Below are 24671 nucleotides of genomic sequence, written 5' to 3' on the forward strand. Positions count from 1 at the left end.
GGTTTAAGATGAACCGAAGAGAATTCCTGATCACGACAAGTGCAATGGCATTGGTTCCCGGCGTCGTCATCGCGGCGGCTCCATTGAACCTGATTGCACAGCCAGTCTCTGCGCAAATCCTGCCGGAAGGCGATCCGGCAACGCCGATGCTTGGCTTCAACGGCAGCACGCCCGGTCCGGTCCTTCGCGTCCGTCAGGACGAGGTTTTCGACATCCGTTTTCTCAACCAGATAGACGACGGCTCGGCGGTCCATTGGCACGGGTTGCGGACCGACAATGCGATGGACGGCGTGCCGGGCCTGACACAGGACGTTGTCGAAACGGGTGCAGAGTTCACCTATCGCTTTCGCGCGCCGGACGCCGGAACCTTCTGGTATCACTCGCATAACCGGTCCTGGGAACAGGTTGCAAGGGGGCTTTACGGCCCCCTGATCGTCGAGGAGCAATCCCCGCCTGATGTGGACCATGACGTGATCGTCATGATTGATGACTGGCGCCTGACCGAAGACGGCACACTCGCCGATGGCTTTGAGAACATGCACGATCAGGCGCATCAGGGTCGGCTTGGCAACTATGCCCGTGTGCTTTTCGAACCGGACGCGTCCGTTCGTCTTGGTGACCGTGTGCGCTTGAGGTTGATCAACGTCGCGACTGACAGGATTTTCCCGATTGAACTTGAAGGCATTGACGGCAAGACTGTTGCATTGGACGGTATGCCGCTTTCCGATCCGCAAGAGGTTTCTGACCTGGTTTTGGCCCCGGCCCAACGGGTTGATATCATAGCGGATGTCACTTCCGCTGAAACAATCGCTTTTATATTTCCGACCCGGGATGATCCTTACCTGCTGGGCGAAATCCCGGTTGAAGGCGAGAACACGGCGCGACAACCATCAGAGATATCCGCGCTGCCGCCAAACGCGACGGTGCAGCCCGACTTGGACAATGCCGTTTCCCTGACCTTGACCATGGAGGGCGGGGCCATGAGCCAAAGAATGATGCAGGGGCTGATGGAAGAGGGCATCTGGGCGTTCAACGGACAGTCCGGCCTTGCGGACACCCCTTTCCACAGCTTCCAACGCGGACAGACTGCGCGCATCCAACTAGTGAACGATACCCGCTTTCCCCATGGTATCCATCTGCACGGGCATCACTTTTTCGAGGTCGAAGCCGACGGCAATTTAGGTGCTTTCCGGGATACAACGCTGATTGATCCGGGTGAAACGCGAGAAATCGTTTGCGTGTTCGACAACCCCGGCAAATGGCTGATGCACTGTCACATGCTGGGCCATCAGGCGTCGGGCATGAAAACCTGGGTCGAGGTTGCATGAAACGCGTTCTGATCATCGCAGCCTTTAGCGTTGCAACCGGGGCAATCGCAGGTCACGAACTGGATGGCCGGGACTTGGCCAGCGGTCAGGCCCTTTACGCTGAACATTGCGCGTCCTGTCACGGTGCAAACCTCGAAGGACAACCGAACTGGCAAACGCCAGACGAAAACGGTGTCTTGCCCGCGCCTCCCCATGATGAGACGGGGCACACCTGGCATCACGATAACCTACTTCTTTTTGAATACACCCAATTAGGTGGAGAAAAAGCTTTGGCGGTACGCGGAATCAGCGACTTCGCAAGTGGAATGCCCGGGTTTGAGGAAGTAATATCCGACGATGATATCTGGGATATCTTAGCCTACATTCGATCAACCTGGTCTGAACGTGCGCAGGAAATTCAGGCCTCCAGAAACCCGCCGCACGACTGACACCGCTAATAGCCGGTTAACGCCGACGAACCGCGTCTGGACGTTTGCCGCACACAATGATCTAAATTTGAGTTGCTTGAAGAAGTGGTGGGCGACCCTGGAATCGAACCAGGCGTGCGTCTCCGCGAGGGAGTTACAGTCCCCTGCCACACCTTGCGGCCTGTCGCCCACTGTCAGGCGTTGCACCTGACGTGGAGGCGTGATTACTAGCGCCTTAAAGGAGCGTCAACAGGAAAATTCCGCTTTGGCGCAGGAAACCGAATTCCCGGCCCGGAGGCCCTTAAAATGAAGAAACCCAAATGGGTCGTCGAAAAGGAACAGGCGCGCAAAGCAGCCGCGTCCGAGACTGTCTGGTTGTTCGGACTGCACGCCGTCCGTGACGCGCTCATGAACCCGAAGCGTCAGAAATTGCGTCTGATCGTGACTCTGAACGCGCAGGCCAAGCTGGCGGAAGCCATTGAATTTTCAGGAATTGAAGCCGAGCTGGTTGATCCACGCAAATTCACCGCTCCGATCGATCCGGGGTCGGTGCATCAGGGCGCGGCGCTTGAGGTCAAGCCGCTGGACTGGGGTGGGCTGGCGGAAAACTGCATCGGTCGTGAACACCCGCGCGTCATTCTGCTGGACCGGGTCACCGACCCGCACAACGTCGGGGCGATTCTGCGCTCGGCTGAGGTGCTGGGTGCAAGCGCCGTTGTCGGCACACGCCACCATTCGGCGCCGGAAACCGGAGCGCTGGCGAAAACCGCCAGCGGCGCGCTCGAACGTCAGCCCTATCTGCGGGTGCGCAATCTGGCGGACGCAATCGTCGAGCTGCAGAATATGGGGTTTCTGGTGCTGGGGCTGGACGGCGAGGCGGATCAGACCATCGAAACCACGTTGGCGGGCAAGCTGGACCGACCGGTTGCACTGGTGTTGGGTGCCGAAGGTCCCGGTCTGCGGCAGAAAACCAAGGAAACCGTCGATCATCTGGTGAAAATTGACGCAGCCGGCGGTTTCGGGTCGCTCAACGTCTCAAATGCGGCGGCGATTGCCCTATATGCATCGAGGCACAAATAACAGGAGAGCGTCATTCCCAGCCCGTCGAAAATTGCCACTTGCTGTTACTGCGGCACGCGTGCCGCGCTGGTTCTGCAGGGAAAACAACGTCACGAGCTCAGCTGTTCCAGTTGTGGCGCCCCCCTGCACGACCTCAAGATGTTGCCCAAACGAAAGCTGACTGAAGAAAGGCAAATGCGTCCGGCCAAGTCCAAGGCCCGAACGCCGAAATACAAATACAAGAAACGGAAAAAAGGTGTGTTCTCGCGCGTGCTGGATGAAGCCTGGGATGTGATCGAAGATATCTTCGACTGACTTGTTTCTTCGGCGACACGGGTGTTCACAACCGCGTCAAGGGGGGTTTCATGGCGCTGAAAAAGTTGCATTTTGACGGTCTCGAATTCTAACAACTCAGACCGACGATGCTGACCCGACGTTTCTTCATTGGCGCTATGGCCGCTATCATGTTCGCACCTGCCGTCCAGGCGCAGGATGCGCCCGTCTATTTTGCCACAGATGGTGCGGCAATGGCGGGCTATGATCCCGTGTCCTATTTCGTGGATGACGCGCCGGTGCTGGGCCATGCCGAGCATTCGTTGATGTGGAAAGGCGTCGAATGGCATTTCGCATCAGCCGAGAACCAGGAGCGGTTCGAGCGTGATCCGCGCGCCTTTGCGCCTCAGTTTGGCGGATACTGCGCCTATGCTATGGCCTTGGGCCTTCTGTCCAGCACCGACCCGATGGCGTGGAGGGTCGTGGATGGCAGGCTTTATTTGGTGCATTCGCTCGCGATCGAGAAAGTGTGGCAGGAAGACATGGCGCTGAATATCCGCATGGCCGAGGAGCACTGGCCATCGGTTCTGTACAAGTGACAGGCGAAACTTCGCGTTTTTTTTGATCTGTCATCACAAAAGTGCGCGCGCCCTCTTTTTTTTGCCGAACTCATGCCTAAATGTCACAGTGACCGCGGAACGGAACTGCCGCGGGTCATTTCACTGTCCCTCGTTCCAACAACTGGCGCTCAGGTTCGACCTGGGCGCTTTTTTCTTTTGAACGCAGCGATTAGGGTGCCCTCAAGGCAGATTATTTCGATGAGTTCCTGAAAGGCATCCTGCAACGCACCAAAGTTGTGGCGGTCGTTGGGGTGTCGATGAACCCGGTGCGGCCCAGTTATTACGTGGCGCGTTACCTTTCGCTGAAAGGATACCGGGTCATTCCGGTCAATCCGGGACATGTTGGGAAGCAATTGTTCGGTCAGACTGTTCATGCGTCGCTGTCGGATATTTCCGAACCTGTCGACATGGTGGACATATTTCGCCGATCCGAAGCCGTGCCACCGATTGTGGACGAAGCTTTGCAGGCTTTTCCAAAGCTCAGGACAGTCTGGATGCAGATCGGTGTCGCACATGAAGGCGCGGCAGCAGTCGCACAGGCCGAAGGTGTTGATGTGGTCATGAACCGATGCCCGAAGATCGAGTATCAGCGGCTTTTCGGGGAATTGCGCATGGGCGGGTTTGCCACCGGGATCATATCCTCAAAGCTGTGACCGTCAGCCGCCGCCTGCCGTTTTCAGCCGGGCAACCTGTTCCAGTCGCCGCTTTTCCAGAACCTGATCGCGCGGAACCCACTCGTAACGTGTGTCCTCGACCAAAGGTCCCCAGTACAGCACTCCACCATACCGCCACGGGTCCAGTACGATCCCTTCGTACATGGTTTCTCCCCGTCGGCTGATAATGGCGGTCGAGTGGTCGATTCGGAACGGATTGTCGGCATTGGCGATGGCGCGGTGCAGGGTCAGTGTTTCGAACTCTTCCTGTTTTAGGCGCCGTTCAATGTCTTCGGCCCAGTGCCAGCACAATCCGCGCGGACGCAGGCCCTTATTGACCTTTGCGTTATGGATCAGCGGCGGGTCGGTGATCTCATATTCCTCGACCAACTGCGCGGTGTAGCTGTAGGCGACCCGCGCCGCGCGCTGCGCTTCTGCGGGGTCGATATCGGGTCCGAGGCTTTGGATTTTCGCTGCCAGCCGTTGAACCTCGTCCCCGGTGGAACGGGGCGGCGCAGAACAGGCCGCCAGGATGGCAAGCGTCGCCACAAAAACCAATGCTCTGATCATCGCGCGCGTTCCCTGATCCGTGGCACCCTGACACAGCACTATAGCGGGCAGGAGCAGCGCACGAAACCCACGCTTAGCCCTTGGGACGCGCCGCTTTTTCGGCAATGCCGCCGATGCCCTGACGCCGGGCAAGCTCGTTCAGAACGTCATCCAGCGCCACATCACGGGCGGCCAGCATCACCAGCAGGTGATACAGCACATCAGCCGCCTCGGACGTCAGCCCGGCGCGATCACCCTTGATGGCTTCGATGATGGCCTCGACGGCTTCTTCGCCGAACTTCTCGGCACACTTTTCTGGGCCCTTGGCAAGCAGTTTGGCGGTCCAGCTCAACTCGGGGTCGGTTCCCTTGCGCGCTTCGATGGTTGCGGCCAGTTCGTGCAGAATGCTCATGTCAGCCTCATCGGGATGCCTGCGGCGGCCATGTGTTCCTTGGCCTCGCGGATGGTGTATTCTCCGAAATGGAAGATCGAAGCCGCCAATACCGCGCTGGCACCGCCTTCGGTCACGCCTTCGACCAGATGATCCAGATTGCCGACCCCGCCCGATGCGATCACCGGTACATCCACCGCGTCCGAGATCGCGCGGGTCAGGGGCAGGTTGAACCCGGATTTGGTGCCGTCACGATCCATCGAAGTCAGCAGGATTTCCCCTGCGCCCTTGGCGACCACGGTTCTTGCAAACTCGACCGCGTCAATGCCGGTTGGTTTGCGTCCCCCGTGGGTAAAGATCTCCCACTTGCCGGGGCTGACGGTTTTGGCATCGATAGCGACCACGATGCACTGGCTGCCGAACTGATCGGCGGCCTCGGCCACAACATCCGGGTTCGCCACGGCGGCCGAGTTGAAACTGACCTTGTCGGCACCTGCCAGCAGCAGCGCGCGGACATCTTCCCTGGTGCGGACACCACCGCCCACCGTCAGCGGAACAAAACACTGTTCCGCCGTGCGCTGCACCACATCGAACATGGTGCCCCGGTTTTCATGGGTGGCGTGAATATCCAGAAAGCAGATTTCGTCCGCGCCGGCGGCATCATAGGCCTTGGCTGATTCCACCGGGTCGCCCGCGTCGCGCAAGCCGACGAAATTGACACCCTTAACCACGCGGCCATCGGCAACATCAAGGCAGGGAATTATCCGTGTTTTGAGCATGGCATGTCCTTTGTTGGCGCACCTCTACCGGCAAAGCCCCGCCGATGCCAGACTTGTGATTGCCACATCTCTCGAACCTGTGAAAACTGGTCCTTATTTCATCCGGAGATCAATGAGATGCGTAACCTCTTTTTGACGACCACATTCATATTCACAGGAGCTGTCGCCGCGATGGCTGACGATATCATCAAAGTAGAGACAGCCAAATCCGTGTCCGAGGCGATGGACGCGCTCGAGGCCGCAGTTGGCAACGCGGGTGCCACGGTCTTTGCGCGTGTCGATCACGCAGCGGGCGCCGAGAGGGTGGGCATGACCATCCCGGCAAATCAGGTGCTGATCTTCGGCAATCCAGCGCTGGGCACACCTGCCATGCAGGCCGACCCGCGCGCAGGTCTGTTTCTGCCGCTAAAAGTGCAGGCCTACGAGGACGAAAACGGGCAGGTCTGGCTGGCCTATGAAGACCCGAAAGAGACCATGGACGAACTAGATGCGGTCGAGAAATCCCCGGTCATCGAGAAGATGCGCGGGGCGCTGGCCAAGCTTACATCGGTCGCCGCCCAGTAGTCAGCTCAGGGCGCGAATGGCCTCGTTCAGATCGATCGCGCCGTCATAAAGCGCCCGGCCGGAGATTGCGCCGTTAAGTTCGACCCCGCAATCACGCAAGGCGATCAGGTCGTCCAGCGAGCTAACTCCGCCCGATGCGATGACCGGGATCGACACGGCGCGGGCCAGTGCCGCAGTGGCCTCGATATTGGGGCCCTGCATCGCTCCGTCGCGGTTGATGTCGGTGTAGATGATCGCGGCAACACCCGCATCCTCGAAGCTTCGGGCCAGATCCGTGACCTGCACATCGGTTTCTTCGGCCCAGCCCTTGGTGGCGACCATGCCATTGCGTGCGTCAATACCGACGGCTACATGGCCGGGGAACTCTTGTGCCGCTTGACGCACCAGATCGGGGTTCTCGACGGCGACAGTGCCCAGAATGACGCGCGCGAGCCCCTTGTCGAGCCATGTTTCGATTGTTGCCATGTCACGGATGCCGCCACCCAGTTGGGCGGGCACATCACAGGCTTTCAAAATCGCCTCGACCGGAGCGGCATTGACGGGTTCCCCTGCAAAGGCGCCATTCAGATCGACCAGATGCAGCCACTCGCAACCCGCTTCGACGAAGGCGCGGGCTTGCGCGGCAGGGTCTTCGTTGAACACCGTGGCCTTGTCCATTTCACCGCGCAGCAGGCGCACGGCCTGGCCGTCTTTTAGGTCGATGGCGGGGTAGAGGATCATGTCGGGCGGCCCTATATCAATGTTATCCGCGCGGGATATCGCACACACAGGGCAGGGGATGCAACGCGACGCAAAGTCAATCTTGCCCGATGGCGACCGGCGCGCCAGACTGCCTGCAAAACAGGGAGGATATCATGAAGAAATTCGTTCTGGCCGCAGGGTTTGCCGCCTTGGCAAGCAGCGCTTATGCGGCCGATCCGGTTGATGGCATCTGGAAGACCCAGCCCGGTGACACCGGCGGGTATCTGCATGTTTCCATCGGATCGTGCGGCAGTGCCGTCTGCGGCACCATCGACACGGCGTTTGACGCCAACGGCGATGAGCAGCTGGACTACGAGAATTTGGGCAAACAGATTATCTGGGACATGGTTCCGGAAGGTGGCGGGGCCTATGACAACGGCAAGATCTGGGCGCCGGACCGCGACAAGACCTACAACTCGAAAATGACGCTGGACAGCCAGAACCAACTGACCGTGAAAGGTTGCGTTGCCGGTGGCCTGATCTGCCGTGGGCAAACCTGGACACGCGTGCAATAGGCCGTCACGGAGCCCAGGTCAGGAAATTTCCGATCATACGCAGGCCGACATCCTGACTTTTCTCAGGGTGGAACTGCATCCCGACCATCGTGTCACGGCCAATCACGGCCGTGACCTCTTGGCCGTAATCCACATAGGCTAACCTCTGCGCCGGGTCCGTCACGCGGAAATGGTAGGAGTGCACGAAATAGGCGTGATCACCTGATTTCACCCCTTCAAACACCGGGTGTCTGCTTTCCAGAACCAGATCGTTCCAGCCCATATGTGGTACTTTCAACGCATGGTCTGACGGCTCGATCCGAACCACGTCGCCCGCGATCCAATCCAAACCATCGGTTTCACGGTATTCATGGCCTTTCGAGGCCATCAGCTGCATACCGACGCAGATACCCAGAAAAGGGCGGCCCTTTTGTTCGACCGCTTCGACCATCGCGTCATAGATACCCTTATGGCCGCGCAGTTCGGCCGCACAGGCTGGAAACGCACCATCGCCGGGCAGAACCAGCCGATCAGCCCGCGCGACAACATCTGCGTCCGAGGTCACGACGACCTCACCCGCATCCAGTTCACGTGCCATGCGCTGAAACGCCTTTTCAGCGGAATGCAGATTGCCGCTTTCGTAGTCGATGATGGCAGTCAGCATCTACAAGGCGCCTTTGGTCGACGGAATCGCATCGGCCTTGCGCGGGTCGGTCTCAACCGCCAGCCGAAGGGCACGGGCAACCGCCTTGAAGGCCGCCTCGGCGATATGGTGGCTGTTGAAACCGTGTAACTGATCTATATGCAGGGTGATACCACCATGGGTGCTGAGCGCCTGAAAGAACTCGCGCACCAGCTCGGTGTCGAAGGTCCCGATCTTGGGTGTCGGCAAATCCACGTTCCAGATCAGGAACGGACGGCCCGACAGATCCAGCGCACAGCGCACCTGAGCGTCATCCATCGGCAGGTGGCACTCGCCATAGCGGCGGATACCCTTCTTGTCGTCCAATGCCTGCGTCAGCGCCTGACCCAGTGCGATGCCTGTGTCCTCGACCGTGTGGTGATCGTCGATGTGATAATCGCCCTTGGCGCGGATCGTCATGTCGATAAGCGAATGGCGCGCCAGTTGGTCCAGCATGTGATCGAAGAAGCCAACGCCGGTCTGATTTTCATACTGGCCGGTGCCGTCCAGATTGACCTCGACCGTGATCTCGGTCTCGGCGGTCTGACGGCTGATCTTTGCGCTGCGCATGGGCGAATTCCTTTTGATACAAGCGCGCTTATAGACGGGGATCGCCGGGCATATCCAGACCAAGCATTACATGCGCGCCAAACTGTTGCAGGGGATTGCGCCCGGGCGCGGCCCATGCCAGCCTGCGCGCAACTCAACAAACAGGGTCAACCCCATGTCCACCTGCGTTTTCATCCAGATCCGCTGCAAACCCGGTTCCACGTACAAGGTCGCCGAAGAAATCGCCCTGCGCGAAATCCATTCCGAGCTTTACTCGACCAGCGGCGAATACGACCTGCTGCTGAAACTCTATATCCCCGAAACCGAGGATGTAGGGCACTTCATCAACGAAAACCTGCTGGTGATTCCCAATATCGAACGATCCCTGACCACGATGACGTTCAAGGCGTTCTGAACGTTACCCCAGCTCGAACGTCGTGATCCCATAGATACGGTGCAGATCAATTTCCGGCGCGTGGCTGGAATACATGCGGCCGGTTTCGAACACTTTGGTCAATCCCAGTTGTTGCGCCATCGCCATCGCCTGCGTGTTGGGGTTGGGCATGTCGATAAAGACCTCGGCATTCATCCGGTCAGCCGGAAGCGTCATCAGCAGCGACACCAAAAGCGCCTGCGCGATCTCGGGTGTGTCCGCAAACAATGGCCCGACCTTGTACCCGGCCAAACATCGGCGCAGCGTTGCATAGCCTCTGATCCGGTCGCCTGCCTCAAACACCCGCGAGGTATGGTTGGGTGCATCCAGCCAGGCCTGCAGGAACGTGTCGCGCGGGGCAGGGAACAGGCCCCGATCATAAGACTTCAGCTCATCCGTAAGTGTGTCGATCAGTGAAACCTGACCGTGGCCGGAACGGCCCAGGGCGTTGAGGATTTCACCCGCTGTGCCCGAAAAGCGGTAGTTGTCATAAGCCAGCTCGAACCCGAACTTCCGGTAATTGTCCTGCTGTTCGACGACCCCGTCCATGCCCATGTTCCGATGTTCGCAATGCGCCTTGACGGCCTCGGCAACCTGCATCCCGTAGCCCGATCCGCGATATTCGGGCAGGACGATGTAAAAGCCCAGGAACGAATAGGTGTCGTCGTAATTCACCGCCGAGGCCGACGCGATCATCTTGCCATCCAGAAATCCGCCCTTGAACCCTTCGGGATCGGAGCTGCGGAAACACACCGCGTCGTGAAGGCCGGGGTTCCAACCTTCGCGGGCGGCCCAATCAACAGCCGTCTGGACCTCATCCGCTGTCAGAGCGCGAATTACGTATTCTGGCATGGCGCATCTCCGTCGTGATTGCGTGCGACCCGAGAATGCCGCAGCAGATAACAAAGAACCAGAAATTTAAGGGAGGTTGGTATCTGGAGCGGGCGAGGCGATTCGAACGCCCGACCCTAACCTTGGCAAGGTTATGCTCTACCCCTGAGCTACGCCCGCATCAGATACATATGTGGTCCAAAGACCTCTCAATGGAGCGGGCGAGGCGATTCGAACGCCCGACCCTAACCTTGGCAAGGTTATGCTCTACCCCTGAGCTACGCCCGCGCCGTTGAGTGAGGCGTGAAGTATAAATTCTGGCGCAAAGCTGCAAGAGGAAAAACGCATCTTCCGCAAAATTTCTTTTCTGGCGACGGAAATCCGGACCCCATCCGTTCAACTGTCTGAACACGTCAGGAAAGAACGGCGGAGGTGACAGATGAACCCGAAAGAAACCCTGAAACTCTCGGTGCTGGTTGTTTCGATGTTCATGGCGGGCATCGTGGCGCAGGCCGGTGGCGACAAAGGGCAGACCGCCCAACAGATATGGCAGCCTGCATGCCCGGTTGAAGTCAAGGTGCTGGCCGGCTGATCCTAAAGTGCCAGCACGAGGTTGGTGACCGCAGCGACCAGAATGGCGGCAAATGTCAGCAACATTCCCGTCCGGCGCAGAATCACGATCTGAGGTGTACGCCCGAATCCGTAGGCATGCAGCAATCGTCCGGACAGAATCGCCAAACCCATCAGGTTGACCAGAACGCCCCCCGCACCTTGAATTTCGGCCATGGCGATCAGCAACAGCGTGAACGGCGCGTATTCGACGCAGTTGGAATGCGTGCGGATGGCCTTGATCAGCGCCTTGTTTCCGCCGTCGCCGACCGAGATTTGCCCCATAAACCGCTGCCGGATGACGTTAAGGCTGAGCGCGAGAAACAGGAGGGCAATCAGCGCGGCGTAGATCGGGGTAATGGTCAGCATGGCGTGGCTCCGCAGGGGCATGAAAAAGGGCCGCGCAGTATCCTGCGCGGCCCGGCTGACATTAACCTGTTTGTCGGCTTATTCCAGTTCGACCAAAAGGTCCTTTGCGTCAATCTGGCCGCCGGGCTGAATGTGAACCGCTTTGACCACCGCATCGCGTTCGGCATGGATGCCGGTTTCCATCTTCATCGCTTCGATGGTCAGCAGCAGGTCGCCTTCCTTGACCTCCTGACCGGCGGTGACTGAAACGGTCGCGACAACACCCGGCATCGGCGCGCCGATATGGTTGGGGTTGCCGGCCTCGGCCTTGGGCCGGGCCTGCGTGGTCGAAGTTACCAGACGGTTCGGCACCCGGATGACACGGGGCTGACCATTGAGTTCAAAGAAAACTTTGACCTCGCCCTTTTCATCGGTTTCACCAATCGCCTGACAGCGGATTTCAAGCGTTTTGCCCGGATCGATTTCGGCCGTGATTTCTTCGCCCGGCTCCATGCCGTAGAAGAAGGTGCGCGTTGGCAGGGTCCGGACCGGGCCGTAAACCCGGTGGCGGCCCATGTAGTCCAGGAAGACCTTGGGATACATGAGGTATCCGTTCAGATCCTCGTCATCGACCTCCTTGCCTTCCAGTTGCTTCGACAGTTCGGCGCGGGTAGCCTCAAGATCAACGGCGGGAACGTCCTTGCCGGGGCGCTGGGTGTTGGGCGCTTCGTCCTTGAGGACCTTCTTGATGATCGTATCGGGGAACCCGCCCGGAGGCTGACCCAGATTGCCGCGCATCATGTCGACGACAGAATCCGGGAAGGCCACATCAGTTTCGGGGCTTTCCACGTCGGCGCGGGTCAGCCCCTGGCTGACCATCATCAGCGCCATGTCACCGACCACCTTGGAGGACGGCGTCACCTTAACGATGTCCCCAAACATCTGGTTCACGTCGGCATACATCTGCGCCACCTCGTGCCAGCGTTCCTCCAGCCCAAGCGAACGCGCCTGCGCCTTGAGGTTGGTGAACTGGCCGCCGGGCATCTCGTGCAGGTACACTTCCGATGCAGGGGCCTGCAGGCTGGATTCAAAGGCCGCGTACTGGCCGCGAACGGCTTCGAAGTAATCGCTGATCTCGCGGATGGCCTTGATATCCAGTCCGGTGTCACGCTCGGTATGGCGCAGCGCCTCGACAACGGTGCCCAGCGTCGCCTGGCTGGTGTTGCCGCTGAAGCTGTCCATCGCGCAATCCACCGCGTCCACGCCCGCCTCGGACGCGGCCAGAATCGTGGCGCTGGCGATACCGGCGGTGTCGTGCGTGTGGAAGTGGATCGGCAAACCGACCTCTTCCTTCAGCGCGCGGATCAGGATTTTGGCCGAGGCCGGTTTCAGCAGGCCTGCCATGTCCTTCAGACCCAGAATATGCGCACCTGCGTCGCGCAGCTCTTTCGCCATGCCGACATAGTATTTCAGGTCATACTTGGCGCGATCGGGGTCCAGAATGTCACCGGTATAGCAGACGGTGCCTTCACAGATCTTGCCGTTTTCAACCACCGCATCCATGGCCACGCGCATGTTCTCGACCCAGTTCAGCGAGTCGAATACGCGGAAGACGTCGATATTCTTCGAGGCCTGACGCACGAACTCCTGCACCACGTTGTCGGGGTAGTTGGTATAGCCAACACCGTTCGCGCCGCGCAGAAGCATCTGTGTCATCAGGTTCGGCATCGCCTCGCGCAGGTCACGCAGACGCTGCCACGGGCATTCCTGAAGAAAGCGATAGGCCACGTCAAAGGTCGCGCCGCCCCAGCATTCAACACTGAACAGTTGCGGCAGGTTCGCCGCATAGGTCGGTGCCACCTTGATCATGTCGATTGACCGCATCCGGGTCGCCAGCAGGGATTGGTGGCCGTCGCGCATGGTGGTGTCGGTGATCAGCAACTGCCGCTGCGCCTTCATCCAGTCGGCCACGGCCTGCGGGCCCTTCTGCTCCAGCAGGTTGCGGGTGCCCATTTTGGGCTCACCCTTCAGGGCAGGGGGCCTGGCCTCTTTCAGATCGGCGCGCGGTTCGGGACGATCCTTGGTCTCGGGGTGCCCGTTCACGGTAATGTCCGCGATATAGGTCAGAACCTTGGTGCCCCGATCCCGACGGCGTTTGAACTGGAACAGGTCTGGCGTCGTGTCGATGAACTTGGTGGTGTATTCGTTCGACAGGAAGGTCGGGTGCTTCAGCAGGTTGATGACAAAGTCGATATTGGTGCTGACGCCGCGGATGCGGAATTCACGCAGCGCGCGGTCCATCCGATGGATCGCCTTGTCCGGCGTTGGTGCCCAAGCGGTCACCTTGGTCAGCAGCGAGTCGTAGTACCGCGTGATCACGCCGCCCGCATAGGCCGTGCCGCCGTCCAGACGGATGCCCATACCCGTGGCCGAGCGATAGGCGGTGATGCGGCCATAATCGGGGATGAAGTTATTCTGCGGGTCCTCGGTGGTGATCCGGGTTTGCAGGGCGTGGCCGTTCAGTTGAACGTCCGACTGGCTGGCGGCCCCGGTCGCCTCGGCCAGCGTCTTGCCCTCGGCGATCAGAATCTGGGCTTGTACGATGTCGATGCCGGTAACTTCCTCGGTGACGGTGTGTTCCACCTGAACGCGCGGGTTGACCTCGATGAAGTAGAACTTGCCGGTTTCCATATCCATCAGGAATTCGACCGTGCCCGCGCATTCATAGTTCACATGGGCACAGATCTTGCAGCCCAGCTCACAGATTTCGGCACGCTGCTCCTCGCTCAGGTAAGGGGCGGGGGCGCGTTCCACGACCTTCTGGTTCCGGCGCTGGACAGAACAGTCGCGTTCGTAGAGATGGTAGATCTCGCCATGCTTGTCGCCCAGAATCTGCACTTCGACATGCCGGGCGCGGGTGATCATCTTTTCCAGATAGCCCTCGCCATTGCCGAATGCGGCTTCGGCTTCGCGACGACCTTCCAGGACTTTCTCTTCCAGTTCGTCCTCGGACTCGATCGGGCGCATACCGCGCCCGCCGCCGCCCCAGGACGCCTTGAGCATCAGCGGATAGCCGATCTCGGCGGCTTCCTTGCGGATCGCGTCCATGTCATCGCCCAAAACCTCGGTCGCCGGGATCACCGGAACTCCTGCCTCGATGGCGACACGACGGGCACTGGCCTTGTCGCCAAGCGCGCGCATGGTCTCGGCCTTGGGACCGATGAAAGTGATGCCGTTCTGGACGCAGGCATCCACGAAGTCCGGGTTCTCCGATAGCAGGCCATAGCCCGGATGGATCGCATCCGCTCCGCATTCTTTGGCGACACGGATGATCTCGTCTATGCTCAGATAAGCGGCAACCGGCCCCATCCCCTCGCCAATGCGATATGCCTCATCCGCTTTAAAGCGATGCAGGCCAAGCTTGTCCTCCTCGGCAAAGACGGCAACGGTGCGTTTGCCCATCTCGTTGGCCGCGCGCATCACGCGAATAGCAATCTCGCCGCGATTGGCGATCAGGATCTTTTTGAAGTCGGTCATGTCAGGTCCCGGTCTTTATGGTGTGGCCGTGTTCATAGGCGGACAATACGCGCACGTATATCAGTCGTTCTGGGTAGAACCGGCATGTTATCGCTCGCAAACGCCGCCTGTTGGCGCAATCTACTTACACATGCTGCGATGCAGCATCAATATTTGTGATTGCAGATGTCACATTTTGTAAACTTGCGAGGCCCAACTGGCCCATATTGGCCTTCAGATCCTGCCGCAGGATGTCGATGACATGAGCGGGGCCGCGTTCGCCTAACGCCGCCAGACCAAAGAGAAACCCGCGCCCCAGCATGACAAAATCCGCGCCAAGGGCCAGCGCACGAAGGATATCCAGCCCACCTTCAATACCACTGTCAAAGATAATCGGCAGGTCCGTCGCTGCGCGTATGGCCGGTAGCGCATCGATACTGGCGGGCGCGCCGTCAAACTGACGGCCACCGTGATTCGACACCCATATGGCGTCAACGCCCGCCTTTTGCAGCGAAACGGCATCTTCCGGCCGCAGGACGCCTTTGACGACAAATGCACCATCCCAGTTGTCGCGCAGCCAGGATACGTACTCCATGTCCGGCGACGTTCTCAGAAGATACCCGATATGTGCCGTAGGAGGGAGGTTGAGGCTACTGTCCGAATACTTCTCGAGCGTGCGCATTCTGGGTGGTCCCTTACGCAGCATCCCCATGGCCCAGGCCGGGCATCGCGAAATCTGCGCCAGCAGGCGCGGCGTCAGCCTTGGCGGATGTGTCAACCCGGACCGCACCTGCCGTTCGCGCCGAGATGCAACCGGTACATCCGCAGTCAGCACCAGCGTCCGGAATCCCGCATCGCGCGCGCGGGCCAGCATATCGGTGCGGATGTCGGGATCCCGTGGCGGATACAATTGAAACCAGGCGTTTTCGCCGATGTGGCCGGCCAGATCTTCGGGCATCTGGCTGGCGACCGTAGACAAGGTGTAGGGAATGTTGGCCGTGGCCGCAGCGCGGGCCAGAATGCCTTCGGCATCCGGCCAGACTAACCCCGACATTCCAATGGGTGCGATACCGAACGGCAGGGCGCAATCGTGATCCAGCAGCTTCTTTCCTGTGTCGAACTCCAGTTCGCCATGCAGGATCGACGGGGTCAGTGTAACCCGGTCAAGCGCTTCGCGGTTGCGCCGGATCAGGGTTTCAGCGCCGGTGCCACTTTCCACAAATTCCCAGACAAAGCGGGGCAACCGACGCCGCGCAAGGCGTTTCAAATCGGCAATGCCGGGATATGTGCTGTGCAGGTCCATGAGGATTGATCCGATTTGCCGCGCGATTCGGCAAGTTTTTCAAGCGGCTGTCGAGGAAGACGGTTTGATTTTGGCCCCCTTGTTTCGAACCCGGCTGTCCCCGATGTCTGCGCCGCAGGACGCGGAGTTGGCAATCTGCACCTGATTTCGGGCCCGGTCCTAGGTTGTATAGAGGGTGTCATCCGCTGCGCGCAGAAGATCTTGTGGCATGGTTCCATGCGCCGGGTAATGGGCGACCCCCACCGAAGTCGCAATGCGGGGCAGGGATTTTTCACTATATCTGACCGCACCGAATTCAACCGCCTGCCGTACTTTTTCTGCGCGGGTCAAGGCATCGACGGACCTGCCAATTATCTTCGACAGTGGTATTGAAGGTGAGCTGGACATCCTTCACGCGCGGGTAAGGCGTTAATTCCCCAACCGGCTGCCGCCGATAGGGCGATCAGCATCAGCGTAACGCCTACCATTTTCAGCCGCGAACTTCGCACCGCCCATGTCGCCTGCTTCATCAGCTGCTCTCCCACAGCAATGGACCGGTCATCAGAAACAAACTTTTGCAGAAAGGTAAGATCGCCGGATGTACACAAAGGTTTAATCTGGAATCCAGTATATTATCTTCTGCGATTTCTTTGTGAACAAGCCGTGAACAAACCCTTTCCCTCGGGCCGCATCCGGCGTAGTTTGGGGGCATGAGCAGTTTTGACGAAATGGACGCCTTCGAGGGCGCATCGCTGTCCCAAAAGGCAATGACCGCGCGTGCCGTGCCTTATTTGGATGATCTCAACCCGGCGCAGCGCGATGCAGTTGAACGGCTTGACGGTCCGGTTCTGATGCTGGCCGGGGCAGGGACCGGCAAGACCAAGGCTCTCACGACCCGGATCGCGCACCTGCTGAATACCGGTCGCGCGCGTCCCAACGAGATCTTGTCGGTGACATTCACCAACAAGGCTGCGCGTGAAATGAAAGAGCGTGTCGGCCGCCTTCTCGGCCAGCCCGCCGAAGGGATGCCGTGGCTTGGCACGTTCCATTCGATTTGCGTCAAGCTGCTGCGACGCCACGCCGAACTTGCGGGGCTGAAATCGAACTTCACGATTCTGGACAGCGACGACCAGTTGCGCCTGCTCAAGCAACTGGTTCAGGCGGCCAATATTGATGACAAGCGCTGGCCTGCGCGGATGCTGGCGGGAATCATCGATGACTGGAAAAACCGTGCACTGACACCCGACAAGATACCTGCTGCTGATGCCGGAGCCTATAATAACAAGGGCGTCGACCTTTACGCCCAGTACCAGACCCGTCTGAGCGAGCTGAACGCGGTGGATTTCGGTGATCTGCTTTTGCACATGGTCACGATCTTTCAGACACATGCGGATGTGCTGGAACAATACCAGCGGTGGTTCCGTTACATTCTGGTGGACGAGTATCAGGACACCAACATCGCCCAGTACCTGTGGCTGCGGTTGCTGGCGGGCGGTCACAAGAACATCTGTTGCGTGGGCGATGATGACCAGTCGATCTATGGCTGGCGCGGGGCCGAGGTGGGCAACATTCTGCGGTTCGAGAAAGACTTCCCCGGCGCCTATGTCGTCCGGCTTGAACAGAACTACCGCTCGACCCCGCATATCCTCGCCGCCGCGTCGAATGTTATTCGCGGCAATGAAAATCGCCTGGGCAAAGAGCTTTGGACCGATGAGCAGGACGGCGAAAAGGTCCGGCTGATTGGCCACTGGGATGGCGAAGAAGAAGCGCGCTGGATTGGCGAGGAAATCGATGCGATGCAGGGCGGCACCCGTGGCGTGCGGCCGATGAACCTTGATGAAATCGCCATTCTCGTGCGCGCCAGCCACCAGATGCGTGCCTTCGAGGACCGGTTCCTGACCATTGGATTGCCCTACAAGGTCATCGGCGGTCCGCGATTCTATGAGCGGATGGAGATCCGCGATGCCATGGCCTATTTCCGGCTGGTCATCAGCCCCGAAGACGATTTGGCGTTCGAGCGGATCGTAAATACGCCCAAACGTGGCCTCGGCGACAAGGCGCAGCAGACGATTCAGGCGACCGCCCGACAGAATGGCGTCTCTTTGGTCGAAGGCGCGCGGGTCGCGGTCGAACAAGGGCTGATCAAAGGCAAGGGCGGCACGGCCTTGCGCCAGCTTGTCGATGGGCTGGCCCGCTGGAACGCAATGACCCGGGGTCCAAGGATCGAGGTTGACGACGATTCAGTCATTGATGATGGCACCGCTCCCACGCGCTTTGGCGAACCGGAACATACTCATATCGAACTGGCGCAGATTATCCTCGACGAATCCGGCTATACGGCGCACTGGCAGAACGACAAGAATCCAGATTCCCCGGGGCGGTTGGAAAACCTCAAGGAACTGGTCAACCAGCTGGACAATTTTGAAAACCTGCAGGGCTTTCTGGAACATGTCAGTCTGGTGATGGATAACGAGCAGGAATCGGATGGCGCGAAAGTGTCGATCATGACCCTGCATGCCGCCAAAGGTCTGGAATTTCCCGCCGTTTTCCTGCCGGGGTGGGAGGACGGGTTGTTCCCCTCGCAGCGGTCGATGGACGAAGCTGGCCTCAAGGGTCTCGAGGAGGAACGGCGGCTGGCCTATGTCGGCATCACCCGCGCGGAGGAGGTCTGCACGATATCCTTTGCCGCCAACAGGCGCGTTTTTGGTCAGTGGCAGAATTCGATGCCGTCCCGATTTATCGATGAATTGCCCGAAGATCATGTGGAGGTTCTGACGCCTCCGGGTCTCTACGGTGGCGGTCAGACCACGGCCGGGATCGAAACCCGCGCCGCCGAAGCAAACGTCTACAACTCACCCGGCTGGAAACGGATGCAGGCGCGGCAGGGTCAGTATGGCATGTCGCAACCGCGCGAAAGCCGCAACACCGTCATCGATGCGACCGCGGTGGCCAGTTTCACGCTGGGCGAACGGGTATTCCACCAGAAATTCGGCTATGGCGCAGTGATCGGTATCGAAGGGGACAAGGTCGAGGTCGATTTTGACAAGGCGGGCATGAAGAAGGTTGTCTCGCGCTTTCTGTCCGCCAAGGATGACGTTCCGTTTTAAAGGCCTTCGACCAGAACCATGTTTGCCGTCGCGGTCTTGTGCCGGATTTTCGCCAGTGCGACATAGTCGGGATCGTCTTTCCATGCCTTTGCGGCTTCGATCGACGGAAACTCCATAAGGACTATCCCTTCCTCAGCCCAGGTGCCCTCGATCACGTCCACTGGTTTGGATGATACTGTCAGAAGGCGACCTCCGTGCCTGTCAAAGACCGGCATGAACCCTTCAAGGTATTTCTGGTATCCGTCTGGGTCGTGAATTGTGATCTGGGCGATGAAATATGCAGCCATTGGAAACTCCTGAAACTTCGGTTCCGGCTTCACCTTACACACACAAGCACAAACAAAAAACGGCGGTTCCCAGGGAGGAGGAAGGGGAACCGCCGTTCTTTTCAACATCGAGGCAGGGAGGAGGAAGGCCCCGATGTATCCGAACCCGGGTCTGATCCCGGTATGAGGAAGACGCGGCGACACAAGGGAGGAGAATAAGTGTCGCCGCGTGCTTTCAACATCGGGGTAGGGAGGAGGAGAGCCCCGATGTGTCATGTCCCGGCTGTCAGGGCCGGTATTTGGGGCGGCAGCATCAGGGAGGAGGAGAGATGCCGCCGCCGAAATGCAGGTCCAAAGGGAGGAGGACGGACCTGATCTCGTTAAACTGTTGTGCGCTTACTGCGCGGTGTAATCCGCAGCGGCCTGCAGGGCCAGTTGACGGATCATCGAGCGTTGCAGGCCCAGATCGGCCAGTTCGCGGTTCGAAAGGCCTGACAGCTCGTTGAGTGTCTGGCGGTACAGGCGATAGCGAACAAAACGTGTTTTTACTGCTTCAAACAGTGCCACCAGCCCGGTTGCCGGTGCATTGCCAAGCGCGGAGTGGTTGGTTGCGACTGCCATTTTCAATGCCTCTGACTTGATCGTTTGCCGAAGTTTTCCGGCGTTTGCTTGAGGATGAAAATAGGCAAATGCTGCAGATGCACAATAGCGGGCGTTATCAATGCCGCTATGCAGCAAATGCATAGATATCAAATTGTTGGGGCAGTCGCGCCCAGGGGTAGCGGGTGCCGTAGGGTCACCTTTGGGGCTTCGGCGGGTGTGCTTTTGGGTGAAGCTGTCCGGCGCATGGGCGTGATGGAGGAATGGAAATGGTGTCCAGGCCGATCGTTCGGCACATGCACATTCACATGTTAAGGGGCCCTTGCATTCCGGATGGGAATTCATGGGCTGCCGGTGTTCTTGCGATGTGTGTGGGGTAATTGCGCCATCCGACACGGTTGATTCGAGGCGGTGTTCGGCAAAATACCGATTTTTCACCAACCGAAGTAGGAGAATTTCAAATTTTCTGGGAAATCATGGGACAATTTGGGCTGAGCAAATTCCGTGGATATGTTGTGTGTAGTCGACCAAGAGTGTCTATTTATGGTATCTACTGGTGAAGTTTATGTTGATTTTTCGCGCGTGGATTGCGTCCGGAATACGTCAGTGCCCAAAAAAATTGTTGATTTCCATGATTTCCCATGTCATCCCTAATACATCCGATGAGGACGAGGCAGATGGGGCACCAAACGACCCCGACCAAAAACAATCAGGTTTCATACAGGCATCTCGCTTTCATCACTTAACAGATCCGGCGCGCGGGCGAGCAGACATCCCCCCAGGTGGCGCGCGCAGCTGGACATCCCCGCACAGCGGGCGAATGCGGCGGGTTGATCAGTGGCAGCAGATCAACCCGCCGTTTTTCATCAGGGGGGAACGTAAAGATCAAGTGGGGCGCAAGCGAAAGGGACAGTCGTCTTGGCGCGCAGGTTCAGAGGTGAAAGCCACCACAAGGTGGATACGAAGGGCAGGGTTTCGATCCCGGCCTCGTTTCGCCGTGTGCTAGAGGCTTCGGACCCCAACTGGCAACCTGGAGATACCCCCGAACTGGTGATTGTCTACGGGGATCACCGCCGCAAGTTCCTTGAATGTTATACAATGCAGGCGATCGACGAGGTCGACGAAAAGATTAATGCACTGCCGCGCGGGTCGATGCAGCGCAAGATGCTGCAGCGTATGTTCCATGGCCAGTCCTTCCCGACAACGGTCGACGAAACCGGGCGTCTGGTCCTGCCGGCCAAGCTGCGCAACAAGATCGGGCTTGGGAATGAGGCCTTCTTTATCGCCGCTGGCGACACGTTCCAGATTTGGAAGCCCGAAACCTACGAGACCGAAGAACTGGCCGCGGCCGAAGACTGGCTGGACGATCAGCCCGAGGACTTTGATCCTCTGGAGTTCCTAGACGGCGTCGGGGACGCGTAACGGCATGGCCGGCGCCGGGTCCCCTTCCGACAAACCCCATATCCCCGTTTTGCTGCGTCCTTTGCTGGCCGCCGTTGCGCCCGTCTCGGGCGTTTGGCTGGACGGAACCTTTGGTGCGGGCGGGTACACGCGTGCGCTGCTCGAGGCTGGCGCCGACAAGGTTATCGGTGTCGATCGCGATCCTCTGGCTTTTGAGATGGCAGCCGGATGGGCAGGTGACTACGGCGACCGACTGGTGATGCAGCCCGGCGTTTTCTCGCAACTGGATGAATACGCTCAGGATCTGGACGGTGTCGTGCTGGATCTTGGTGTTTCGTCCATGCAGCTGGATCAGGCCGAGCGTGGATTTTCGTTCATGAAGGACGGTCCACTGGACATGCGGATGAGTCAGGATGGCGAAAGCGCAGCCGATCTGGTGAATACCGCAACCGAGGCGCAACTGGCCGACATCCTGTTTCACTATGGCGAAGAACGCGCCAGCCGCCGCATCGCCAAAGCGATTGCACGGGCGCGGACGGATGCTTCGATCACAACGACCCTGCGTCTGGTTGAAATCATCGAATCCTGCCTGCCGCGCCCGAAACCGGGGCAGTCGCACCCGGCGACCCGCAGCTTTCAGGGGCTGCGCATTGCCGTGAACGCCGAATACGAGGAATTGTTTCAGGGCCTCATGGCCGCCGAACGCGCGCTGAAACCGGGCGGGCAACTGGCCGTTGTGACGTTCCATTCCATCGAAGACCGGATGGTCAAGCGGTTCTTCCAGGCGCGCGCAGGGAAAACGGGCCGCGCCAATCGCTATGCGCCCGAGATGGAACAGGAACAGCCGCAATTCACCCTGAAAACCCGTAAAGCCGTCGGCCCGGATGATCAGGAATTGCTGGAAAACCCGCGCGCGCGCTCGGCCAAGCTGCGTGTGGCTGTACGAACCGAGGCGCCTGCAGGGGAAATTGACGCCCGTGCAATCGGCATGCCGCAACTGGGGGGAAGGGCAAGATGAAGAGTGTTCTGTATGTGTTGACTGCTCTGTCCGTGTTCGGACTGGCGTTGTGGGCCTATCAGGAGAATTACCGCACCCAGCAGGTGCTGAAGGAAACGCAGGGTCTGCAACGTGAAATTGGCATGGCGCAGGTTCGGCTGGCCGTGCTGAACGCCGAATGGGCCTATCTGAACCGACCCGACCGGCTGCGCGAACTGGCGGATTTGAACTTTGAACGGCTTGGTCTGCTGCCGCTGCGGGCCGAGCAGTTCGGGCGCGCCGACCAGATTGCCTATGCCGAAGACCCCGACCTGCCGATCGTTGATCCGATCGAACTGCAGGCCATCACAAGCATTCAGGCGCTGGGCGAGGTACAGTTTCCATGACCCGCACGCCTCTGCGCCCACTGGCGCGCATCCTTGACGCCCGCGCCCGGGGCGAAAACCCCAAGGCCATCGAGCGCGAGAACATTCGCCAACGTCACGAGGGCATGAAAGACCGCGCCCGCGCCCGTGCCGAAGGGCGTCTTCTGGTGCTGGGGCTGTTCTTCTTTTGCGCTTTTTCGGTCGTTGGCGTGCGGATGGGAATGCTTGCCACGTCCGAAGCGCAGGAGCCACTGGCCAGCGCCCCCGGTGCGGCCATCGCCATGCAGCGCGCCAATATTGTCGACCGCGACGGGCGCATTCTGGCGACCAATCTGGACACGTATTCGGTCTATGCACAGCCGCCGCTGATGATCGACCCGGTTGCCGCCGCCGATCAGCTTGTGGCCATCTTCCCCGATCTCGACAAGGATCGTCTGGTCAAGGATTTCACTGGCAACCGCAAGTTTCTGTGGATCAAGAAACGTATCTCGCCCGAGCAAAAGCAGGCGGTGCACGACATCGGCGACCCCGGCATCCTGTTCGGCCCGCGCGAGATGCGGCTGTATCCGAACGGCAGGCTGGCCGCGCATATCCTCGGTGGGTCGGGGTTTGGTCGCGAAGGCGTCAGCGCGGCTGAGGTGATTGGCGTTGCCGGTGTTGAAAAACAGTTTGACGACTATCTGCGCGATCCGGCCAACGGAAACAAGCCGCTGCAACTGTCGCTGGACCTGACCGTTCAGGCCGCGGTCGAACAGGTGCTTTACGGCGGCATGAAGATCATGAATGCCAAAGGTGCTTCGGCTGTCCTGATGAATGCCCACACGGGTGAGGTGATTTCGGCGGCCTCCCTGCCATCCTTTGACCCCAACGACCGTCCGCGCCCGCCGACTTCGGGGTTTGATCCCTCGGACAGCCCGCTGTTCAACCGTTATGTTCAGGGTGTCTACGAACTGGGATCGGTCTTCAAGATTTTCACCGCCGCGCAGGCGGTCCAGCTTGGGCTGGTGAATTCGAACACCATCATCGACACCTCGGGGCCGATGAAGATCGGGCGCTTTCCGATTGGTGAATTCAACGGCAAGAACTACGGCAAGATCAGCGTGGCGGACGTGATCGTCCACAGTTCGAACCGGGGCACCGGGCGTCTGGCCCTGCAAATTGGCGCACAGCGACAACAGGATTTCCTTGAATCGCTGGGCATGTTCGAACCCACCCCGTTCGAAATTGTCGAGGCCGCAGGTGGCGCGCCCCTGAAGCCCAAGAAATGGGGCGAATTGAGCACTGTGACCATCTCATATGGTCACGGTCTGTCGACCAGCCCCATGCATCTGGCGGCCGGGTATGCGTCGATCGCCAATGGCGGCCACTATGTCAGCCCCACGATCCTGCGAAAGAACGGTCCGCAATACGGGCCCCGTGTGCTGTCGCCAAATGCGGCGCAGCAGGCCCAGAAGATGTTGCGCAAGGTCGTGACGGACGGGACCGCCAGCTTTGGTGAAGTTGCAGGCTATGATGTTGCGGGCAAAACCGGCACCGCCGACAAGCCAAAACCGCGCGGGGGCTACTATGACGACAAGGTCATCGCCACCTTTGCGACGATCTTCCCGGCCTACGACCCGAAATACGTTCTGATCGTCACGCTCGATGAACCGTCGATCGTGGCCTATGGCGAAAAACGCCGCACGGCAGGCTGGACGGCCGTCCCGGTGGCTGCCGAACTGATCGGCCGGGTCGCACCTTTGCTGGGCCTCAGACCCCGGCTTGAGCCTGAGGCGCGCGCTGCTATAACGCTGACCTCGAACTAGGCCGTCGGACAAGAGGTGGGTC

Annotated in this window: 27 protein-coding genes and 3 tRNA genes; 15 read left to right on the top strand and 15 right to left on the bottom strand. The window is 59.3% G+C overall.

Annotated features, from left to right (window positions below; genetic code table 11):
- The first annotated feature begins 8 nt into the window (after window positions 1-8).
- Both ACR0MI_RS14145 and ACR0MI_RS14150 read left to right on the top strand, forming a co-directional pair.
- Window positions 9-1328 carry a multicopper oxidase family protein gene (locus ACR0MI_RS14145; RefSeq protein ID WP_170615163.1) on the top strand — a complete coding sequence of 440 codons (1320 nt, stop codon included), beginning with the start codon at window positions 9-11 and terminating at the stop codon, window positions 1326-1328.
- Window positions 1325-1756 carry a c-type cytochrome gene (locus tag ACR0MI_RS14150; protein ID WP_170615165.1) on the top strand — a complete coding sequence of 144 codons (432 nt, stop codon included), beginning with the start codon at window positions 1325-1327 and terminating at the stop codon, window positions 1754-1756. Before ACR0MI_RS14145 ends, ACR0MI_RS14150 begins: the two co-directional genes overlap by 4 nt.
- 85 nt (window positions 1757-1841) lie before the next feature.
- On the opposite strand, the gene ACR0MI_RS14155 is transcribed toward ACR0MI_RS14150, so the two are convergent.
- Window positions 1842-1925, bottom strand: a tRNA-Tyr gene (locus ACR0MI_RS14155).
- A gap of 116 nt (window positions 1926-2041) precedes the next feature.
- On the opposite strand from ACR0MI_RS14155, the gene rlmB reads away from it, so the two are divergent.
- The 4 genes from rlmB (at window position 2042) to ACR0MI_RS14175 (ending at window position 4340) form a co-directional block, all read left to right on the top strand.
- Entirely contained in the window at window positions 2042-2815 is a 774-nt protein-coding gene (gene rlmB / locus ACR0MI_RS14160; RefSeq protein WP_170615167.1) for a 23S rRNA (guanosine(2251)-2'-O)-methyltransferase RlmB, read from the top strand.
- Window positions 2816-2827: 12 nt separating this feature from the next.
- Window positions 2828-3109 (top strand): hypothetical protein, encoded by a 282-nt coding sequence (locus ACR0MI_RS14165; protein WP_480854755.1) that lies wholly within the window; start codon window positions 2828-2830, stop codon window positions 3107-3109.
- Between the two features lie 107 nt (window positions 3110-3216).
- Window positions 3217-3666: a YHS domain-containing (seleno)protein gene (locus tag ACR0MI_RS14170; RefSeq protein WP_170615169.1), complete on the top strand. Its 450-nt coding sequence runs from the start codon at window positions 3217-3219 to the stop codon at window positions 3664-3666.
- A gap of 257 nt (window positions 3667-3923) precedes the next feature.
- On the top strand, window positions 3924-4340 hold the full coding sequence (locus ACR0MI_RS14175) for a CoA-binding protein (protein ID WP_480854685.1): 417 nt from the start codon (window positions 3924-3926) through the stop codon (window positions 4338-4340).
- A 3-nt stretch (window positions 4341-4343) separates the two neighbouring features.
- On the opposite strand, the gene ACR0MI_RS14180 is transcribed toward ACR0MI_RS14175, so the two are convergent.
- The 3 genes from ACR0MI_RS14180 to hisF form a co-directional block, all read right to left on the bottom strand.
- Window positions 4344-4910: a hypothetical protein gene (locus tag ACR0MI_RS14180; RefSeq protein WP_170615173.1), complete on the bottom strand. Its 567-nt coding sequence runs from the start codon at window positions 4908-4910 to the stop codon at window positions 4344-4346.
- 73 nt (window positions 4911-4983) lie between these two features.
- On the bottom strand, window positions 4984-5301 hold the full coding sequence (locus ACR0MI_RS14185; protein WP_170615175.1) for a phosphoribosyl-ATP diphosphatase: 318 nt from the start codon (window positions 5299-5301) through the stop codon (window positions 4984-4986).
- A complete protein-coding gene (hisF, locus tag ACR0MI_RS14190; RefSeq protein WP_170615177.1) occupies window positions 5298-6059 on the bottom strand; it encodes an imidazole glycerol phosphate synthase subunit HisF in 762 nt (253 codons plus the stop codon). Before hisF ends, ACR0MI_RS14185 begins: the two co-directional genes overlap by 4 nt.
- Window positions 6060-6176: 117 nt before the next feature.
- On the opposite strand from hisF, the gene ACR0MI_RS14195 reads away from it, so the two are divergent.
- A complete protein-coding gene (locus tag ACR0MI_RS14195; protein WP_480441403.1) occupies window positions 6177-6623 on the top strand; it encodes a DUF302 domain-containing protein in 447 nt (148 codons plus the stop codon).
- On the opposite strand, the gene hisA is transcribed toward ACR0MI_RS14195, so the two are convergent.
- Window positions 6624-7343, bottom strand: coding sequence for a 1-(5-phosphoribosyl)-5-[(5-phosphoribosylamino)methylideneamino]imidazole-4-carboxamide isomerase (gene hisA / locus ACR0MI_RS14200; protein WP_170615179.1), 720 nt, complete (start codon window positions 7341-7343; stop codon window positions 6624-6626).
- 134 nt (window positions 7344-7477) lie between these two features.
- Between hisA and ACR0MI_RS14205 the strand changes: the two genes are divergently transcribed.
- Window positions 7478-7879: a DUF2147 domain-containing protein gene (locus tag ACR0MI_RS14205; RefSeq protein ID WP_170615181.1), complete on the top strand. Its 402-nt coding sequence runs from the start codon at window positions 7478-7480 to the stop codon at window positions 7877-7879.
- A gap of 4 nt (window positions 7880-7883) precedes the next feature.
- On the opposite strand, the gene hisH is transcribed toward ACR0MI_RS14205, so the two are convergent.
- Together hisH and hisB are read right to left on the bottom strand one after the other, a co-directional pair.
- Entirely contained in the window at window positions 7884-8522 is a 639-nt protein-coding gene (gene hisH / locus ACR0MI_RS14210; protein ID WP_170817077.1) for an imidazole glycerol phosphate synthase subunit HisH, read from the bottom strand.
- Window positions 8523-9110, bottom strand: a complete 588-nt coding sequence (hisB, locus tag ACR0MI_RS14215) for an imidazoleglycerol-phosphate dehydratase HisB (protein WP_170619696.1) — start codon at window positions 9108-9110, stop codon at window positions 8523-8525.
- Window positions 9111-9264: 154 nt separating this feature from the next.
- Here hisB and ACR0MI_RS14220 point away from each other — a divergent pair, with 154 nt between their 5' ends.
- On the top strand, window positions 9265-9504 hold the full coding sequence (locus ACR0MI_RS14220) for an Lrp/AsnC ligand binding domain-containing protein (RefSeq protein WP_170615187.1): 240 nt from the start codon (window positions 9265-9267) through the stop codon (window positions 9502-9504).
- A 3-nt stretch (window positions 9505-9507) separates the two neighbouring features.
- On the opposite strand, the gene ACR0MI_RS14225 is transcribed toward ACR0MI_RS14220, so the two are convergent.
- From ACR0MI_RS14225 to ACR0MI_RS14235, 3 genes are all read right to left on the bottom strand, one after another.
- Entirely contained in the window at window positions 9508-10374 is an 867-nt protein-coding gene (locus ACR0MI_RS14225; RefSeq protein WP_170615189.1) for a GNAT family N-acetyltransferase, read from the bottom strand.
- 84 nt (window positions 10375-10458) lie between these two features.
- Window positions 10459-10533 (bottom strand) — tRNA-Gly (locus ACR0MI_RS14230).
- A gap of 33 nt (window positions 10534-10566) precedes the next feature.
- A tRNA-Gly gene (locus tag ACR0MI_RS14235) sits at window positions 10567-10641 on the bottom strand.
- 151 nt (window positions 10642-10792) lie between these two features.
- Here ACR0MI_RS14235 and ACR0MI_RS14240 point away from each other — a divergent pair.
- Window positions 10793-10945 (top strand): hypothetical protein, encoded by a 153-nt coding sequence (locus ACR0MI_RS14240; RefSeq protein WP_170615191.1) that lies wholly within the window; start codon window positions 10793-10795, stop codon window positions 10943-10945.
- 2 nt (window positions 10946-10947) lie between these two features.
- Here ACR0MI_RS14240 and ACR0MI_RS14245 read toward each other — a convergent pair whose 3' ends face one another.
- The 3 genes from ACR0MI_RS14245 to ACR0MI_RS14255 form a co-directional block, all read right to left on the bottom strand.
- A complete protein-coding gene (locus tag ACR0MI_RS14245; protein WP_170615194.1) occupies window positions 10948-11331 on the bottom strand; it encodes an MAPEG family protein in 384 nt (127 codons plus the stop codon).
- 78 nt (window positions 11332-11409) lie between these two features.
- Window positions 11410-14847, bottom strand: coding sequence for a pyruvate carboxylase (locus ACR0MI_RS14250; RefSeq protein WP_170615196.1), 3438 nt, complete (start codon window positions 14845-14847; stop codon window positions 11410-11412).
- A 124-nt stretch (window positions 14848-14971) separates the two neighbouring features.
- A complete protein-coding gene (locus tag ACR0MI_RS14255; protein ID WP_170615198.1) occupies window positions 14972-16129 on the bottom strand; it encodes an alpha-hydroxy acid oxidase in 1158 nt (385 codons plus the stop codon).
- Window positions 16130-16818: 689 nt separating this feature from the next.
- Between ACR0MI_RS14255 and ACR0MI_RS14260 the strand changes: the two genes are divergently transcribed.
- Window positions 16819-19215, top strand: coding sequence for a UvrD-helicase domain-containing protein (locus tag ACR0MI_RS14260; RefSeq protein WP_170615202.1), 2397 nt, complete (start codon window positions 16819-16821; stop codon window positions 19213-19215).
- On the opposite strand, the gene ACR0MI_RS14265 is transcribed toward ACR0MI_RS14260, so the two are convergent.
- The gene (locus ACR0MI_RS14265; RefSeq protein ID WP_170615204.1) at window positions 19212-19502 is read right to left on the bottom strand and encodes a DUF1330 domain-containing protein; all 291 of its coding nucleotides are present in this window, start codon (window positions 19500-19502) and stop codon (window positions 19212-19214) included. The two genes, ACR0MI_RS14260 and ACR0MI_RS14265, sit on opposite strands and share 4 nt — an antisense overlap.
- Before the next feature lie 375 nt (window positions 19503-19877).
- Window positions 19878-20102: a DUF1127 domain-containing protein gene (locus ACR0MI_RS14270; RefSeq protein WP_170615206.1), complete on the bottom strand. Its 225-nt coding sequence runs from the start codon at window positions 20100-20102 to the stop codon at window positions 19878-19880.
- 897 nt (window positions 20103-20999) lie between these two features.
- Between ACR0MI_RS14270 and mraZ the strand changes: the two genes are divergently transcribed.
- From mraZ to ACR0MI_RS14290, 4 genes are read left to right on the top strand one after another with little or no spacing between them, the layout of a single operon-like run.
- Window positions 21000-21503 carry a division/cell wall cluster transcriptional repressor MraZ gene (mraZ, locus tag ACR0MI_RS14275; protein ID WP_170615208.1) on the top strand — a complete coding sequence of 168 codons (504 nt, stop codon included), beginning with the start codon at window positions 21000-21002 and terminating at the stop codon, window positions 21501-21503.
- A 4-nt stretch (window positions 21504-21507) separates the two neighbouring features.
- Entirely contained in the window at window positions 21508-22500 is a 993-nt protein-coding gene (gene rsmH, locus ACR0MI_RS14280) for a 16S rRNA (cytosine(1402)-N(4))-methyltransferase RsmH (protein ID WP_170615210.1), read from the top strand.
- Window positions 22497-22865 (top strand): cell division protein FtsL, encoded by a 369-nt coding sequence (gene ftsL / locus ACR0MI_RS14285; protein ID WP_170615212.1) that lies wholly within the window; start codon window positions 22497-22499, stop codon window positions 22863-22865. The genes rsmH and ftsL overlap by 4 nt, the downstream gene beginning before the upstream one ends.
- Complete coding sequence (locus ACR0MI_RS14290) at window positions 22862-24649, top strand: peptidoglycan D,D-transpeptidase FtsI family protein (protein WP_170817076.1); 1788 nt, start codon at window positions 22862-22864, stop codon at window positions 24647-24649. The genes ftsL and ACR0MI_RS14290 overlap by 4 nt, the downstream gene beginning before the upstream one ends.
- Window positions 24650-24671 lie beyond the last annotated feature (22 nt).

The sequence above is a fragment of the Ruegeria sp. D4 genome, from assembly GCF_056534475.1.

Excerpts from the sequence above, each read along its gene's own strand:
- ACR0MI_RS14145 (WP_170615163.1), top strand. The coding sequence starts at position 9 with ATGAACCGAAGAGAATTCCTGATCACGACAAGTGCAATGGCATTGGTT.
- ACR0MI_RS14150 (WP_170615165.1), top strand. The coding sequence starts at position 1,325 with ATGAAACGCGTTCTGATCATCGCAGCCTTTAGCGTTGCAACCGGGGCA.
- rlmB (WP_170615167.1), top strand. The coding sequence starts at position 2,042 with ATGAAGAAACCCAAATGGGTCGTCGAAAAGGAACAGGCGCGCAAAGCA.
- ACR0MI_RS14170 (WP_170615169.1), top strand. The coding sequence starts at position 3,217 with ATGCTGACCCGACGTTTCTTCATTGGCGCTATGGCCGCTATCATGTTC.
- ACR0MI_RS14180 (WP_170615173.1), bottom strand. The coding sequence starts at position 4,910 with ATGATCAGAGCATTGGTTTTTGTGGCGACGCTTGCCATCCTGGCGGCC.
- ACR0MI_RS14185 (WP_170615175.1), bottom strand. The coding sequence starts at position 5,301 with ATGAGCATTCTGCACGAACTGGCCGCAACCATCGAAGCGCGCAAGGGA.
- hisF (WP_170615177.1), bottom strand. The coding sequence starts at position 6,059 with ATGCTCAAAACACGGATAATTCCCTGCCTTGATGTTGCCGATGGCCGC.
- ACR0MI_RS14195 (WP_480441403.1), top strand. The coding sequence starts at position 6,177 with ATGCGTAACCTCTTTTTGACGACCACATTCATATTCACAGGAGCTGTC.
- hisA (WP_170615179.1), bottom strand. The coding sequence starts at position 7,343 with ATGATCCTCTACCCCGCCATCGACCTAAAAGACGGCCAGGCCGTGCGC.
- ACR0MI_RS14205 (WP_170615181.1), top strand. The coding sequence starts at position 7,478 with ATGAAGAAATTCGTTCTGGCCGCAGGGTTTGCCGCCTTGGCAAGCAGC.
- hisH (WP_170817077.1), bottom strand. The coding sequence starts at position 8,522 with ATGCTGACTGCCATCATCGACTACGAAAGCGGCAATCTGCATTCCGCT.
- hisB (WP_170619696.1), bottom strand. The coding sequence starts at position 9,110 with ATGCGCAGCGCAAAGATCAGCCGTCAGACCGCCGAGACCGAGATCACG.
- ACR0MI_RS14220 (WP_170615187.1), top strand. The coding sequence starts at position 9,265 with ATGTCCACCTGCGTTTTCATCCAGATCCGCTGCAAACCCGGTTCCACG.
- ACR0MI_RS14225 (WP_170615189.1), bottom strand. The coding sequence starts at position 10,374 with ATGCCAGAATACGTAATTCGCGCTCTGACAGCGGATGAGGTCCAGACG.
- ACR0MI_RS14240 (WP_170615191.1), top strand. The coding sequence starts at position 10,793 with ATGAACCCGAAAGAAACCCTGAAACTCTCGGTGCTGGTTGTTTCGATG.
- ACR0MI_RS14245 (WP_170615194.1), bottom strand. The coding sequence starts at position 11,331 with ATGCTGACCATTACCCCGATCTACGCCGCGCTGATTGCCCTCCTGTTT.
- ACR0MI_RS14250 (WP_170615196.1), bottom strand. The coding sequence starts at position 14,847 with ATGACCGACTTCAAAAAGATCCTGATCGCCAATCGCGGCGAGATTGCT.
- ACR0MI_RS14255 (WP_170615198.1), bottom strand. The coding sequence starts at position 16,129 with ATGGACCTGCACAGCACATATCCCGGCATTGCCGATTTGAAACGCCTT.
- ACR0MI_RS14260 (WP_170615202.1), top strand. The coding sequence starts at position 16,819 with ATGAGCAGTTTTGACGAAATGGACGCCTTCGAGGGCGCATCGCTGTCC.
- ACR0MI_RS14265 (WP_170615204.1), bottom strand. The coding sequence starts at position 19,502 with ATGGCTGCATATTTCATCGCCCAGATCACAATTCACGACCCAGACGGA.
- ACR0MI_RS14270 (WP_170615206.1), bottom strand. The coding sequence starts at position 20,102 with ATGGCAGTCGCAACCAACCACTCCGCGCTTGGCAATGCACCGGCAACC.
- rsmH (WP_170615210.1), top strand. The coding sequence starts at position 21,508 with ATGGCCGGCGCCGGGTCCCCTTCCGACAAACCCCATATCCCCGTTTTG.
- ftsL (WP_170615212.1), top strand. The coding sequence starts at position 22,497 with ATGAAGAGTGTTCTGTATGTGTTGACTGCTCTGTCCGTGTTCGGACTG.
- ACR0MI_RS14290 (WP_170817076.1), top strand. The coding sequence starts at position 22,862 with ATGACCCGCACGCCTCTGCGCCCACTGGCGCGCATCCTTGACGCCCGC.